Here is a 14,699-nt window from a genome sequence, read left to right on the forward strand (position 1 = left end):
CCGTGCTCCCTCGATTACTGCGCGGCCGCGGCGCGAAGGCGCAGCCCGATCCTGGTCTGCAGCTCGGTCAGTTTCGGATTGACGCGCGGGCCGTTCGCCCTGGCCACGGCTTCGCCCAGCGCCTTCTGGATGTCCGGCGCCAGCGCCTCGAACTTGGCGCGCACCGGCGACTCCAGGATCGCCGCCAGCTGTTTGAGCTCGTCCTCGCTGAAGCGCTCGGCCAGCAGCGGCGCCACCGTCGTCTTCACCGTCTCGGCGGTGCTGGCTTTCACCGCGGGCGCCTCGGCTTCGTAGAACTTCGCGACTTCCGTGCCGATGTCCTTCAGCGCCGCTTCCTGCTTGTCGGGTGCGACCCGGCCCTCCAGCACGACGCGCGCCTGGCGCAGCGATTCGGCGACCGGCCGCTGCAGCATCTGCAGGCCGACCTGCTCGAGCGGCATCTTCGCCAGCACCCGGTCGACCAGCACCTGCTTGGCAGGAGGAACCGCGGCCGGTGCCGCCAGGGCCAGGTTCGAGCTCAGGGCCAGCAGGCCGATTGCGATTCGATACATCGTGACACTCCTTCAGGTTAGTAGGGCTTGGTCCAGGACAGGCCGGCATAGCGCACCTTCAGGTCGCCGGCGATGCTGGTGGCCGCATACGGGTTGTAGATGATGTTGAAGAAGCCGTCGCAGTTCAGGTTGCAGTTGCTGCGCGCCGGGATGTTGTAGCTGCCCTTCATGTAGCTGGCCGCGAGATTCAATTCGCTGCCGTTGTCGAACTTGTAGCGCAGGCCGACGCTGCGCAGCACCGTGTCCGGCAGCGGCGCCAATAAGCTCATCTTGTCGCCCGGGATCGAACTCTTGCGCGGCTCGTAGCCGGCCCTCAGCGACAGTTTCTTCGTCACGTTGAGCTGGGCGCCGAAGCTGTAGTGGACGATGCTTTTGAAACCCATCGGGAAGGTGGCCTGGTTCGAGTTCGGATGGCCGAACAGGCGCGCCATCTCGAGCAGCTTGATGCTCTCGTCGAACTTGAAGGTCAGCTCGTTCCATTGCGCCCAGTCGGCATACGAGACGTCGGCATTCAGTTGCAGGTAATCGGTGAGCATCAGCTTGGTACCGATCTGCACCCGCCACGGGAAGGGAATCTGGGCCGTCATGTTGCCGACCTGGAGTTCGGGAATATCGGTCGGCAGCGCGGTGATCCCGCCCACGATCGGCCCCAGCAGGGAGCTGTTCAGGCCGCGCACGAACTGGCGCAGCATCGGGTCGGCCTGGAATGCATACTGGCCCGAATAAGTGGTCCTGGTCCCGCCCTGGAACACGGCGCCCAGCGCGAACCATTTTTTCGGCTCCCACAGGACACCGATGTTGATGGTCGGATCAAACGACGAGTGCATGTCGAAGTCGATGTTCGCCGCCTTCTTGAACGGATTGACCATGCCCTCTTCCCCGCCGCCGCACAGGCCGAAGGTCAGCGTGTCGATCAGGTTCGGATTGCCCTCCGGGCAGACGCCGCGCTGCAGGCTGCCGACCGTGCCGAGCAGTTTATTCGGCGCGCGGAAATCGGTATTGATGGCGAAATTGGCGTAGGCGATCGGCACCGAGACCCCGACCCGCAGCGTGTCGCTGATCTTGTAGCCCATCGCCGGCGACAGGTACACCAGGCGCTGCAGCTGCACCAGGCGGCCGTCGAAGCGGGCAGGATCGTCCGGATCCTCGGTACGGTCCACGCTCATCGCCTGCGACAGGTAGACCATGGTGCCGAAGGTGAAGCGCGAATCCTTCGGGTTCCAGGCGATGCCCAGGCCCGGCACCACCACCGCAGGCAGGCGCGCCTTCGGAATGCCGATGAAAGGCAGCGCCATCGCCTGGCGCACCGGACCGCTGCTCTTGCCGTTGATCGGATCGTCCTTGAAGCCGCCGATGTCGATGTCGGGTGCGCTGGTGAAGGTATTGCGGTTGCGGATCGAGGCGCCGAACAGGGTGTCGATGTGGTTGATGCCGTTCAGGCGCGCCAGTCCCGCCGGGTTGAAGTGGATCGATTCGATGCCGGGCGGGTCGGCCGTCACCGCGTTCCCGAGCGACATCGCGACCGGGCTGGTGACCAGGTTCTCGGTCACGCCGCCCAAAGCTGCAGGCGCGGCGCCGGCCAAGGCAAGCAGCAGCGGCAGGGACGAGCGGCGCATGATCAGAAGGCCAGCGGCAGGCCGAGGCTGACCACCATGTTGGGCGCCGATGCCGTCAGGCCGGCACCCACGGTCAGGTTGACGGTGGTCTTGGGCGAGACGCGGTAGCCGGCGCCGATCGAGAGCACACCGGCCGTCTGGGTTGCGGTGCGCACGCTGCGCCCGCCATCGAAGGTGAGCTTCGAGCGCGCCGAGATCGACTCCTGGAACGAGAACGAGGTCGTGATCTTGTACGACAGCGCGAACGCGAAGCCCATGCCGAAGCCGATACTGGCGCCTGGATCGACCTGGCGCAGCAGCGCGCCGTTGATGTTCTGGGTCAGGTGCTTGGCCGGCAGGCTGTAGCCGGCGTTGAAGGAGGCGAACAGCGCCACCGGATCGGCGATCTTGGTCGCGTTCAAACCGAGGTTGATGCTGTTCACGCCCGAGCCGGTGGCCAGGCCCTTGGCCGCATCGACCTTGTACGGGCTCTTGCCGCTGGCGATGCGCGCCCCGCCGGTGAAGGTGACGGTGGCGTCGTCGCGGCGCGTCTCGAAAGGCTGCCAACGCACGCCCAGGCCGATGTCGCCGATGGTGTGCGAGGTGCCGGAATAGCCGCCCGAATCGGACCAGCGGCTCACCAGGGGCAGGGTAAGGCTGGCGGTGAGATTGTTGCGCAGGCCGTAGTCGGCGAGGAAGGTGTTCGTGATCGTGTGCGAGCTGGTGTTCTCGATCGAGAACAGGGTCGCGGTGCCCGAAGACAGGTCGGCGTTGATCTTTTCCTGGCCGATGTAGGTGTAGCTCAGGTCGTAGTTGACCTGGAATTTCCCCTTGCGCAGCAGCGAATACTGCTTGTCGACCGCGGTCAGCGTGTCCTTCAGCAGCGTGGCCTGGTCGGCATCGCCCTCCTTCTTTGCGAGCGCATCGCGCACGGCGGCGTCGGAGGCGTTCTGCGGCGTGGTGGATGCCGGCGAGGGCTGCTGCTGGGCCAGGACGGAGGTACTCGCGAACAGTGCAAGGGAAGCCGAGGCGGCGAGCAAACGGACGATCTTCATGAGGTTCCTTGTTTCGTGAATCGGTTCGGGATTACTGCCTGTGGATGGAGACGCCGCCCACGCCGTTGAACAGGCGCTCCATCTGCAGCTGGCTGTCGAGGGGGCGCAGCAAGGCGCGGTCGCGGATGCGGTCCATGTCGGTCACGCCCAGCTCGTGGTCCGACAGGGCCAGCTTGTCGAGCGCCGGCTGGTCCTTGCGCGGATAGGCCATGAACAGGGTGTTGCGGTCCCACAGGGTGGCGAATTCCGCAACCGGGAAAGTGATGTTGCCGGCCGAGGGATCGGCCAGGAACACGAGCCCGTCGCGCACGCCGCGCAGCACCACGAAGTGCTTGAAGCCGGCGTAGTCGATCGGCACGATGGCCGGGTGCTCGAGGGTCAGCAAATCGCTCATCTCGGCATGAAAGCCCGCGCTCTGCACGCCGAGCGAAGCCAGGTAACGCTTCATGTCGAGCAGCGAAAAGCCGCGGCGCTCGATGATCTTGTCCTTCTCGCCGTGGGCCATCATCCCTTCCATCGACTGCTGCTCGGTGACGTCGATGCCGAGGTAAAAGTTCAGGATCGTGACCAGCGCGGCCGAACCGCAGCTGTAGTCGTAGGCCTGGCGCACGATGTGGCGGTACTTGAGTTCGGAGAAGGGTTCCATGCGCAGCGCCTGGGGGCCGGCACCGGGCACGCCGAGCGTGGCCGGCATGTCGAACTGGTCGGCCGGACGGTCGCTGGCGGGATGCTTCGAGACGACGCCGGCGCCGCCCAGGAGGGCTGCCAGCACGCCCAGCAGAATGATGAACATCGTGTCTCCCCGGGGGACGGATCATGCCGCCCCTCCCTTTTTTACGCCTGCCGCCGGCCTATTGCAGGGCTGCGGCGCCACGCTTTCAAGTCGAAGTCAACGTGGCATTTTTGCTACGTTTCTTGCAAACATTTTTATATTTTGGGTGCATGGAGGCAATTGCGGTGTTATAAAACGCTATCGTTTTTATAAAAAAGCGCTCATTCGCGCGGAGACGGAAGATGGAGACATGGGACAGGGTCAGCAGTGCGCTGGGCGTGCGGCCGGTCGTCAGCGCCGAGCTGGCCGGCGTGCCGCTGCGGGCTGAACGCTACATCTTCCAGCTCAGCCAGTGCGAAGTGCCGCCGCTCGATTCGATGGTGCTGGCCTGCCACCTGGGCGGTTCGCGCGCCACGGTCGGCCGCACCCGCGCGCGTTCCTTCGACTTCATACCCAGCTCCACCGCCGTGTTCCAGCCCGGCTTCGCCAGCCACTGGGTGTTCGCCGGCGCCATCGACATGGCGATGTTCCACTTCCTCGACGCCGGTCACGAGATGGTGCGCAAACTCCAGCGGCTGCTGGCCGAACGCGGCAAGTCGGCCCTGTTCGCCGACCCGCTGGTGAATGCCAGCGCGGCCCAGCTGCTGGGCGAAGTGGCGCGCAGCCCTTCTCCCGACCGCGGCTTTCTCGACCGGGTCGGCGCCCTGATGATCGAGCAGGCCTGCCGCGTGCTGGAGGGCACGGCCGGGCGCCACGCCCCGCCCGACGCCCTGCAGCTGGGGCGCATGCATGCCGTGCTGGACTGGATTGCGGACAACCTCTCGAACGAACTCTCGAACGCCGAGCTGGCCGAACGGGCCGGCGTCTCGGAATCGCATTTCCGCCGCGTGTTCCTGGAAGCGATGGGCATGACGCCGCACCGCTACGTGCTGCGTCTGCGCCTCGAACGGGTGCACGAACTGCTCACCCGCACCAGTTTTTCGATCGCCCGTATTGCAGCGCAATGCGGCTTCAACAGCCAGAGCCACATGACCAGCTGCTTTGCCGCGGCCTACGGCATCACCCCAGCGCGCGCCCGCCAGCAAGCCCGCCTATAAGCACACGGCATGGTCCGATGCCTCTCGGACATGACTGATTCCGCCCGAAAATGATCGTTTTTTGATAAAGACGAGAGCATTTTCCAAAGCCGCCGCCTTCACCCCCGACACATAATAAAAAACCAGCATCTGGCGTTCGACCAGACCCTTCACCGGAGACAAGCGATGAGTATGGACAAGCAGGCGCGCGGCCGGCCGCGCAGGCAGGCGTGAACTACCTTTCCACGGCCGACGTGGTGCAGCGCATCAAGGCCTGCCTCGCCGCCGACGGCTTCGACGTGTCGACCCTGTTCGCGCGCGCCGGCCTGGCCCACCTGGAAAGCGGCAGCGCACGCGCCAGCGACCTGCTGGCCCTGTCCGACCAGTTCAGCCTCCTGTGGGAAGCCCTCGCTATCGTTACGGGCGACCCGCTGCTGGGCTTCCGGGTCTGCGCCACCGATCCGTTGAGCTGGCTCGGCGTGCTCGGCCACCTGATGCTGGCTTCGCCCACGCTGAAAGGCGCGGCCGGCAACCTGATGCGCTACATGCCGCTGGTGACGCCGATCGTCCATGCCACCATCGAACCGGTCCAGGGCCGCACCAGGCTCGGCCTGCACCTGGTCGGCGGCGCGCGCTTGGTGCCGCCGCAGCGTTACGACTTCACCTGGAACCTGCTGCTCGCCACCGTGCGCTTCGTTGCCGGCCGCCCCGACCTGCGCCCGGTCGCCGTCGACTATGCCTTCCCGCCGCCGCCCTCCACCGCCCCGTATGCCGAACGCTTCGGCTGCCCGGTGCGCTTCGGCGCGCCCGCCAACGCGCTCGAATTCGACGACGCCGACATCGCCGCGCCGATCCCGACGGCCAATCCGCTGGCCGCCGAAGGCCTGTTCCGCCTGCTCGACGAACGCCTCGCCCAGGCCGAACGCAGCAGCGTCGCCGGGCGCGTGCGCGACCTGCTGCCGGGCATGATCGAGCGCGGCGGCGCCCTGCGCGAAGCGGTCGCGCGCCGCCTCCTGATCAGCGAGCGCACCCTGCAGCGCCGCCTGGCCGACGAAGGCACCGACTTCTCGGCCCTGGTCGACGAAGTGCGGCGCGACATCGCGCGCCAGTACCTCGGCAGCGAAGGCATCAGCCTGAAAAGCCTCAGCTACAAGCTGGGCTTTTCCGACCACAGCGCCTTCCACCGCGCCTGCCTGCGCTGGTTCGGCAAGGCGCCCGGCGAATTCCAGCAAAGCGGCAAGCTCAGTGTGACCACAGGCGCAGTTGCCCCGTCATCCTCATCTCGCCGTCCAGGCTGAAGCGCCCCAGGCTGTTCGTTACCGGCGCCTGCGGATCGGCCTGCACGCTGAGCGACTCGAATCCGAAGCCGGTAAAGCGCGTCATTGCCGGCAGGCCGATCGCCATGTATTCCTGGCCGCCCGCGCTGGTCTTCGCCGACAGGCTCAGGCCCACCATCTGCACCACGCCACTGACATTCTTGAAAACGGTATAGGTCGTTTTTCCCTGCACTTCATGCGCGATGTAGAGGCGGCTGTCGAGCGCCACGCCGTCCGCACCCGGCTGGTTCAGTTCGAGGCGCATGGCGAAGCTGATCCCGTCTGCGCCGCGCACCTGCGCCAGGTCGCCATCTTCGAGCAGCACCGGACGCGCCTTGGCGCAAGCGCAGCAAGCCCACAGCAGCATGGACAGGGCGCGCGCCTTCATGGACGGAAGCGCACGTCGAGGTAGTTCAACTGGATGGTCCCGATGCGCGAGGCACCCAGGTCGACGTTACCTGTGGGGCTACGGAACGCGATGTTCTCGATCTGCAGCGTGCCCTGGGGCGCGCCCTCGGGTCCGGCCCAGCCGATGCCCACGTGCAGGCTGGCCTGGCCTTCTGCATCGGTACGCGCCTGGAACAGGCCCGGCTGATTCGTGACGTCGGCCAGGCGCCACGGTCCCGCCGGCGCGCCATCGGCGCCGCGCGCGCCGATGTGCACGCCGCTCAGGATCATGCTGCTTTCCCCCTGGCGCAGCGCCAGGCTGCCGATGCTGCTGCGCAGGCCAATGCCGAAGGCCAGGCCCTGGTCCACCTGCGGCGTGCTCCATTCGAAGCCGCCGCCGTAGTACACGAGATCCTTCAGCTCCACCGTGCCGACATTGACGTCGCGGCCATCGGCCTGCACGCCGAGCACGAAGCTGGCTTGCCAGGCTTCGTGGCCGGCGGCGTTCTCCGGCATCGACAGGCGCATGATGTCCGCGCGGCCCGCGCTGCCCTTGACGATGTCGAAGCGGTAGGGATCGGCGAAACCGTCCGGATTGTCCGAGCGCGAGGCCGTCAGATCGCCGAAGCTGAAGCTGCCGCTGCCATCGCCCGTGTGATAGCGCAGCGTGGCGCTGCCCTTCAGCGAGAAGTCGGATAAATTAAAACTCATGCCGTCGCGCCCGGCGACCTGCGCCAGCGCGCTGTCGTTCATCGGCTCGACGGCGGCCGCGGCCAGCGGCGCGCACAGCAGCATGGCCATCGCCCGCTTCAACGGCCGCTCCCGACGTTCGGCGGCATCAAGGCCTCCAGGTTCAGGGCCTGCAGGCGGTCGCGCCAGTTCATCCAGATCCCGACCTGGGCCGGCGTGAGCGCCGGCATGCCTTCAGCGGTCGGGAATTGCACCGGGGTTTTCAGAATCGAGATCCAGAAGTCGCGGCTCGGACCGTTCGCATCGCCCGCCTTGATGGCGCCGATCTGCGCCAGCTGGGCCGCGCAGCCGGCGCAGCTGCCGTCCCAGCGCTTGCCGCCGCCCGGGTCGTTGTTGCTGTCGATGACGCCGGCCGCGCCGGCATCCACGCGCAGCGATCCGGAGAGCGAGGCGATGCGGGTGCCGATCTCGCCCGAGATGCCGTCGAAACCCAGGCGCATGCCGACCGCTTCGCGCTGGCCGTTCACCTCCTGGAACACGAATTCGAAATAGGGATTGGTGACCTGCACCAGGCGCCGGGCGTCGCCCGCATCGCTGCGGCCGAATTGCAGGGCGTGGATATCGATGTCGGCGCCGGTGCCGTTGCGCGCGGCGTAGGCGTATTCGCCCAGGCGCAGCTTGTACAGGTTGGCGTTGAGGGTGACGTCCGCATCCAGGCTGATGCGGGTGAAATCGAAGCCGTTCAGGCTGGTGTTGGCGACCGTGAACAGGCCTTGTCCGCTGACGCTTGCGAGTTCGGTTTCCGACAGCGGGCGCAGTTGCGCCGACGCGCTGCCGAACCAGCACAGGGCAAACAACAGTAACAGGCGGCGCAGGACCGCATGCATGGGATGGTTCATCGGCTTGGCACCCGCGATGACGAAGGAAAGACGGACGGCGCGTCCCCGGAGGACACGCCGCCTTGGACTACCCGGAAATTAGTGCGCCCAGATGTAGACCGTGGTGCCTTGCAGGCGGATGTCGTTCATTGCCATCTTGCCGTAGGAAGCCGAGGAGCCGCCCATCGAGATCGCGTCGACCGACATGTTCAGCTTGTGGCCGGCGCCGACTTCGATTTTCGGGATGGCGATCTTGACGACGTCGCCGCCGCCGTAGAAGGCGGCCAGGGCGGCGCCCTGGGCTGCGGCTTCAGGCGTCTGGCCCATGGCCTGTGGCGCGGTCACGCCCAGCACGCTGCCGAACACGTCGGCCTTGAAGCTGGCTTCGTTGATCACGTCCAGCGTGGCGGCGATGGTGCCGGTGAAGGCGATGTTCTTGAAGCTGACCGAAGCGTTTTCGGTGGTGTTGGTGTAGGTGAAGTCACCGATGTGGATGTTCAGGTCGGCAGCGATCGACACGCCGTCCTGGCCGGACACGCGCGACAGGTCGGCGTCGGCGATCGGCTTCATGGCCGATGCGTAGGTGGCGACGGAGGACAGAGCGGCGACGATGGCCAGTTTTTTCAGCAGTTTCATTGAGATCTCCATAATTTTTATACTGAGTCGAAGGAAGACTTTGCGTTCCCGACACGATCCGCCCTCGCCCGCGCCTGGCTTGTGGCCGACCGGTGCTGACCTCGGGAGCACATTTCTCTTAATCAGGAATTAATTAAGAGTAATCATCGTACAACTCTGCTAATAAAAACTGCATCGTTTTGTCTTGGCTCAAGAAGCCAAATCGATGGCTTCATGAGCCATCCGCAGGAGATGGATTGGCGCCCTCGTCAAAGGGCGCCGGGCGCTCGCCGATCTGCTGGCGCCACATGGCGTAATACAGGCCGCGCGCCTCCAGCAGCTGCGCATGCGTGCCGCTCTCGACGATATGCCCCTTCTCCAGCACGAAGATCGTATCGGCGTGCATCACGGTCGAGAGCCGGTGCGCGATCAGGATCGTCATCTGCGCCGCGCGGCTGGAAATGGCGCGCACTGTATTCGTGATCTGCTCCTCGGTGATCGAATCGAGCGCCGAGGTCGCCTCATCGAAAATCAGCAGCGCCGGCTGGCGCACCAGGGCGCGCGCGATCGACAATCTCTGCTTCTCGCCGCCCGAGAGCTTCATGCCGCGCTCGCCGATCACCGTGTCGAGTCCTTCAGGCGAGCGTTCCAGCAAATAGGCGCAGGAAGCCTGCTGCATGGCCGCCACGATTTCCTCGTCGGTCGCGTCGGTCTTCACGAAGCGGATGTTGTCGCGGATGGTGCCCGCGAACAGATAGGTCTCTTGCGTAACAAAGCCGATCTGGCGGCGCACCCGGTTGTAGCGCAGGTCGGTGGTGCGCACGCCGTTATACGAGACCTCTCCCTGGTGCGGCGTGTACAGCCCGACCAGGAGTTTCACCAGGGTCGACTTGCCCGAGCCCGAAGGGCCGACAAAGGCCACCGTCTGCCCCAGTGTCGCCGCGAACGAGACCCCGGCCAGCGCATCCTCGGGCGCGCCCTTGTGGCGGAAGCGCACGTCGTCGAAACGCAGCTCGGTGAGCGGGCCGATCTCGACCGGATCGGGCGGCCGGCGTTCGACCGGCTTGTCCATCAGGTTCTTAAAATTCAGCAGCGAGGCCTCGGCCTCGCGGTGGGCCAGGATGATGTTGCCCAGCTCCTGCAGCGGCGCAAAGATCGACACCGAGATGAATTGCATCGCGATCAGCTCGCCGGTGGAGAGCACGTCGCGGAAAATCAGCCACAGCAGCGCGAACAGGATCGCCAGTTTTAAAAGGCTCAGGGTCGATCCTTGCAGGAAGGAGAGCAGCCGAATGCGCTTCACCTTCTCCATTTCCAGCGCGAAGATCGCATCGGTCTGGCTGCGTAATCGCCGGATCTCGGGAAAGGTCAGCCCCAGGCTTTTGATGAGCTCGATATTCCGGAGCGACTCGGTGATGAAACCGGAGTTGCGGTTGGTCTCGCGCACGATCGAGCGCTGCTGGGTCTTGATCTCGCGGGACAATAAGCCGGTCAAGCCGCCCAGCACCAGCACCCCGACCAGGAACACCGGCACCAGCAGCCAATGCTTCGTCACCGCATACCAGGCGAGAAAACTGACGCCGACCAGGGCCGCAAAGGCCGTGTTAATAAACGTGTTGATCAGGCGCTCGCTGTCCGCCCTCACCTTCTGCAGCAAGGAGAGCATCTCGCCGCTGCGCAAGTCCTCGAATTCCTGGAATTTCAGGCGCATCAGGTGGCGCAGGCCGTCGTTGAATATCGCCACGCCCAGCTTCTGCACGACCAGGCGCGTGACGTATTCCTGCAAGGCCTTTGCCAGGCGCGACAGCACGGCTACCAGCACAGCGAGGCCGAGCAGGCGCATCACGTACGGCATGGGATCGGCGTCGCCCGCGTGGCGCAGCGTCACGTGGTCGATGATGCGCCCAAAAATGATCGGGTCGACCAGCGCCAGTACCTGGGCGATGCCGGCAAAGACCAAGGCCAGCAGGGCCAGGCGCCAGTGGGGTCGCAGGTAAGTCCAGAGGATGCGCATGAGGGCATCTTAGCAATCCGGGCGGATCTTCCGCACACGGATGAGCCTGGGAACCGGGACGTAAAAAACCGCTGCCCGCATTCGCATGCGGTGACAGCGGTTTTTCAAGAAAGCGGAGTTGAACTCCGCATTTTCATTACGCTTCGCGCGAGGCCTTCTTGCGCTCGTGCTCTTTCAGGTAGCGCTTGCGCAGGCGGATCGACTTCGGCGTGATCTCGACCAGTTCGTCGTCCTCGATGAACTCGACGGCGTATTCGAGCGACATCTGGATCGGCGGCACCAGGCGCACGGCTTCGTCGGTACCCGACGAACGCACGTTGGTCAGCTGCTTGCCCTTGATCGGGTTGACGACCAGGTCGTTGTCGCGCGAGTGGATGCCGATGATCATGCCTTCGTACACCGGGGTGTTGTGCTCGACGAACATACGGCCGCGGTCCTGCAGTTTCCAGATCGCGTACGCAACGGCGGCGCCGTCGTCCTGCGAGATCAGCACGCCGTTACGGCGGCCGGCGAGTTCGCCCTTGCTGTTGTCGACCGGTGCGTATTCGTGGAACACGTGGCTCATCAGGCCGGTGCCGCGGGTCAGGGTCATGAATTCGCCCTGGAAGCCGATCAGGCCGCGTGCCGGGATCAGGTATTCCAGACGGACACGGCCCTTGCCGTCCGATTCCATGTTCTGCAGGTCGCCACGGCGGCGGCCCAGTTCTTCCATCACGCCGCCCTGGTTGGCTTCTTCGACGTCGACGGTCAGGTTTTCGTACGGCTCGTGGCGCACGCCATCGACCATCTTGTACACGACGCGTGGACGCGACACGGCCAGCTCGAAGCCTTCACGGCGCATGTTTTCCAGCAGAATCGTCAGGTGCAGTTCGCCGCGGCCCGAGACTTCGAAGGTGGTGTCGTCGTCGGTCGGCGACACGCGCAGAGCGACGTTGGCCTTCAGTTCGCGCTCGAGACGCTCGCGCAGCTGGCGGCTGGTGACGAACTTGCCTTCGCGGCCGGCCAGTGGCGAGTTGTTGACCATGAAGTTCATGGTCAGGGTCGGCTCGTCGACGGTCAGCATCGGCAGCGCTTCCGGCACGTCCGCTGCGCAGACGGTCGAACCGATGCCGATTTCTTCGATACCGTTGATCAGGCAGATGTCGCCGGCAACGGCTTCATCGACCAGCACGCGCTCCAGGCCCTTGAAGTTCAGCACCTGGTTGATGCGGCCCTTGATCGGGGTCGAATCAGGACCGTTCATCACGACAACGTCCTGGCCGGTCTTGACGCGGCCACGGTTGACGCGGCCGATGCCGATCTTGCCGACGTAGGACGAGTAGTCCAGCGAGGTGATCTGCATCTGCAGCGGGCCGTCCGGATTGTCGTCACGCACAGGCACGTACTTCAGGATGGCGTCGAACAGCGGCTTCATGTCGCCGCTGCGCACGTCTTCGGTCAGGCCGGCGTAGCCGTTCAGGCCCGAGGCGTAGACGATCGGGAAGTCCAGCTGCTCGTCGTTCGCGCCCAGCTTGTCGAACAGTTCAAAGGTCTGGTTGATGGCCCAGTCGGCGCGCGCGCCCGGACGGTCGACCTTGTTGACGACGACGATGGGTTTGAGGCCCAGGGCCAGCGCCTTGCGGGTCACGAAGCGGGTCTGCGGCATCGGGCCTTCCTGCGCATCGACCAGCAGCAGCACCGAGTCGACCATCGACAGCACGCGCTCGACCTCACCGCCGAAGTCGGCGTGGCCCGGGGTGTCGACGATGTTGATGTGGGTGCCTTCGTACTCGACCGCGCAATTCTTCGACAGAATCGTAATGCCGCGTTCTTTTTCGAGGTCGTTCGAGTCCATCACGCGGGTGTCCACCGCCTGGTTTTCACGGAAGGTGCCGGACTGACGGAGCAGCTGGTCGACCAGGGTGGTCTTGCCGTGGTCAACGTGGGCGATGATTGCAATATTACGAATTGCGCGTTTGGTATTTGACATGTATTTTCAGCGTGATTTGCGTGATGGTACGGATGTGTCCGATGCAGCCGATTTCGGAAACCGACTAGTATAGCAGGTTAATGCGAGCTTTCCGTGAAAAGGCCCGCATTTTCAACGAGTTGCTGAGTTTTTAAGGGTTTCGGGCCGGTTTTGGCCGTTTTTTTGCAGAGGATGTAGGGTGGGCGGGTCTCCCGCCCACGCGTTCAACCAGCGGATGAAAGGCCGATGTGGCTGAGCTTGCTGGGCCTGAACGCGTGGGCGGCAAAGCCGCCCACCTTACAGGTCTGATCTGATATGCCGGCAGGCTTACTGCTGCGCCGCGATCAGCCGTTCCGGCGCCAGGATCGCGTATTCCTGCAGATTCGCGGTGCCGAGCAGTTTGCCCTCGTGGTACACGCGCACCCTGCCCAGCTCGCTCGGCACCATGACCGATTCCTTGCCCAGCGCCAGACGCTGGCCGTTCAGGAAGCGCTTCGCCAGTTCCGGGGTCAGCTCGACCGACGGGAAGCTCGACAGCAGCGCGTCGACCGGCGCCAGCAGCGACAACGGCTCGGCGTGCGCCTGCAGGTCTTCCAGCGTGATCATCGTCGCCGAGGTCAGCGCGCCGACCTGGATGCGGCGCAGCGCGTTCAGGTGGGCGCCGCAGCCGAGCGCGGCGCCGATGTCTTCGCCCAGCACGCGCACATAGGTGCCCTTGCTACAGGTGACGCGGATCTTCAGCATCGGCGCGTCGTACGCAATCAGTTCCAGCCCGTGAATGGTCACCGGCCGCGCTTCGCGCTCGAGCACGATGCCTTCGCGTGCGTATTCGTACAGCGCCTTGCCGTCGCGCTTCAGGGCCGAATACATCGGCGGCACCTGCAGGATCGGGCCGCGGAAACGCGCCAGCGCCGCCTCGATCTGCTCGAGCGTGACGTCGACCTCGCGCGTCTCGATAGCCTCGCCCTCGGTGTCGCCGGTGTTGGTCATGATGCCGAGGTGAACGGTCGCCTCATAGGTCTTGTCGGCTTCCAGCAAATCTTGCGAGAACTTGGTCGCCTCGCCGAAACACAGCGGCAGCAGGCCCGTGGCGAAAGGATCGAGGGTGCCGGTGTGGCCGGCCTTCTTCGCGTTCATCACGCGTTTCGCCTTGATCAATGCGTCGTTCGAAGACAGGCCGACCGGCTTGTCGAGCAGGAGGACGCCGTCGACCAGGTCACGCGGCTTTTTTTGCGGACGTGCGTTCACTGGGCGTCTTTATCGCTAGATTCGCTGTCCTGGCCGAAGTCGGCGGCGCGCACGGCGTTGGCCTGGTCGATCAGGGCCGACATCTGCAGGCCGCGCGAGGTCGAGGTGTCGTGCATGAAGTGCAGCTGCGGCAGCGTGTGGATGTGCAGGCGCTTGCCCAGCATGTTGCGCAGGTAGCCTGCCGCCTTGTTCAGGCCCTCGAGCGTCTGCTTCACTTCTTCCTTGCTGTCCTTCAGCACGGTGAAGTAGATCTTGGCGTGGGCGTAGTCGGGCGTGAGCTGCACTTCGGTCAGCGTGATCATGCCGACGCGCGGGTCCTTCAGCTCGAAGGCGATCAGTTCCGACAGGTCTTTCTGGATCTGGTCGGCGACGCGCAGGCCGCGCTGGGGGATGGTTTTGCTGTGTTTTGCCATGGTGTTTATTGAAGATTTTTCTGACGATGGTACATCGATAGGGAGATTGCAGGCGTACGAGCGGGGAATCGGTGTCGCCGATGATCACAGGGTGATACCGCGTGGGCGGAGCCCACCCTACAACACCCGAAAAAAAGCGCC

The 14,699-nt window shown here is 64.8% G+C and carries 14 protein-coding genes; 2 read left to right on the forward strand and 12 right to left on the reverse strand.

From position 1 onward, the window contains the following. Nucleotides 1-14: 14 nt before the first annotated feature. From C2862_RS11225 to C2862_RS11240, 4 genes are read right to left on the reverse strand one after another with little or no spacing between them, the layout of a single operon-like run. Nucleotides 15-551, reverse strand: coding sequence for a DUF2059 domain-containing protein (locus C2862_RS11225; RefSeq protein ID WP_136220210.1), 537 nt, complete (start codon nt 549-551; stop codon nt 15-17). Nucleotides 552-568: 17 nt separating this feature from the next. Further along, nucleotides 569-2,167: an OmpP1/FadL family transporter gene (locus tag C2862_RS11230; RefSeq protein WP_136220211.1), complete on the reverse strand. Its 1,599-nt coding sequence runs from the start codon at nt 2,165-2,167 to the stop codon at nt 569-571. Between the two features lie 2 nt (nt 2,168-2,169). Next, nucleotides 2,170-3,201, reverse strand: coding sequence for a transporter (locus C2862_RS11235; RefSeq protein WP_136220212.1), 1,032 nt, complete (start codon nt 3,199-3,201; stop codon nt 2,170-2,172). A 31-nt stretch (nt 3,202-3,232) separates the two neighbouring features. After that, nucleotides 3,233-3,994, reverse strand: coding sequence for a C39 family peptidase (locus tag C2862_RS11240; protein WP_136220213.1), 762 nt, complete (start codon nt 3,992-3,994; stop codon nt 3,233-3,235). Nucleotides 3,995-4,215: 221 nt separating this feature from the next. Here C2862_RS11240 and C2862_RS11245 point away from each other — a divergent pair, with 221 nt between their 5' ends. Then, on the forward strand, nt 4,216-5,070 hold the full coding sequence (locus tag C2862_RS11245) for a helix-turn-helix domain-containing protein (protein ID WP_136220214.1): 855 nt from the start codon (nt 4,216-4,218) through the stop codon (nt 5,068-5,070). A 209-nt stretch (nt 5,071-5,279) separates the two neighbouring features. Next, nucleotides 5,280-6,347 (forward strand): AraC family transcriptional regulator, encoded by a 1,068-nt coding sequence (locus C2862_RS11250; RefSeq protein WP_136220215.1) that lies wholly within the window; start codon nt 5,280-5,282, stop codon nt 6,345-6,347. Here the strand turns inward: C2862_RS11250 and C2862_RS11255 are convergent. From C2862_RS11255 to rbfA, 8 genes are all read right to left on the reverse strand, one after another. After that, nucleotides 6,292-6,753, reverse strand: a complete 462-nt coding sequence (locus C2862_RS11255) for a hypothetical protein (protein ID WP_229467387.1) — start codon at nt 6,751-6,753, stop codon at nt 6,292-6,294. The genes C2862_RS11250 and C2862_RS11255 overlap by 56 nt on opposite strands. Further along, nucleotides 6,750-7,565 carry a hypothetical protein gene (locus C2862_RS11260; protein WP_136220216.1) on the reverse strand — a complete coding sequence of 272 codons (816 nt, stop codon included), beginning with the start codon at nt 7,563-7,565 and terminating at the stop codon, nt 6,750-6,752. Before C2862_RS11260 ends, C2862_RS11255 begins: the two co-directional genes overlap by 4 nt. Further along, nucleotides 7,562-8,341: a hypothetical protein gene (locus C2862_RS11265; RefSeq protein WP_136220217.1), complete on the reverse strand. Its 780-nt coding sequence runs from the start codon at nt 8,339-8,341 to the stop codon at nt 7,562-7,564. Before C2862_RS11265 ends, C2862_RS11260 begins: the two co-directional genes overlap by 4 nt. Before the next feature lie 78 nt (nt 8,342-8,419). After that, complete coding sequence (locus C2862_RS11270; protein ID WP_136220218.1) at nt 8,420-8,956, reverse strand: DUF6160 family protein; 537 nt, start codon at nt 8,954-8,956, stop codon at nt 8,420-8,422. 211 nt (nt 8,957-9,167) lie between these two features. Further along, on the reverse strand, nt 9,168-10,949 hold the full coding sequence (locus tag C2862_RS11275) for an ABC transporter ATP-binding protein (protein WP_136220219.1): 1,782 nt from the start codon (nt 10,947-10,949) through the stop codon (nt 9,168-9,170). Nucleotides 10,950-11,085: 136 nt separating this feature from the next. Beyond that, nucleotides 11,086-12,918 (reverse strand): translational GTPase TypA, encoded by a 1,833-nt coding sequence (typA, locus tag C2862_RS11280; RefSeq protein ID WP_136220220.1) that lies wholly within the window; start codon nt 12,916-12,918, stop codon nt 11,086-11,088. 306 nt (nt 12,919-13,224) lie between these two features. Then, entirely contained in the window at nt 13,225-14,145 is a 921-nt protein-coding gene (gene truB, locus C2862_RS11285; RefSeq protein ID WP_136220221.1) for a tRNA pseudouridine(55) synthase TruB, read from the reverse strand. Continuing rightward, on the reverse strand, nt 14,142-14,558 hold the full coding sequence (gene rbfA / locus C2862_RS11290; RefSeq protein ID WP_136220222.1) for a 30S ribosome-binding factor RbfA: 417 nt from the start codon (nt 14,556-14,558) through the stop codon (nt 14,142-14,144). Before rbfA ends, truB begins: the two co-directional genes overlap by 4 nt. Between the last annotated feature and the right edge of the window lie 141 nt (nt 14,559-14,699).

The organism is Massilia sp. Mn16-1_5 (assembly GCF_004798585.1).
In the GTDB taxonomy this organism is placed as follows: Bacteria; Pseudomonadota; Gammaproteobacteria; order Burkholderiales; family Burkholderiaceae_D; genus Telluria.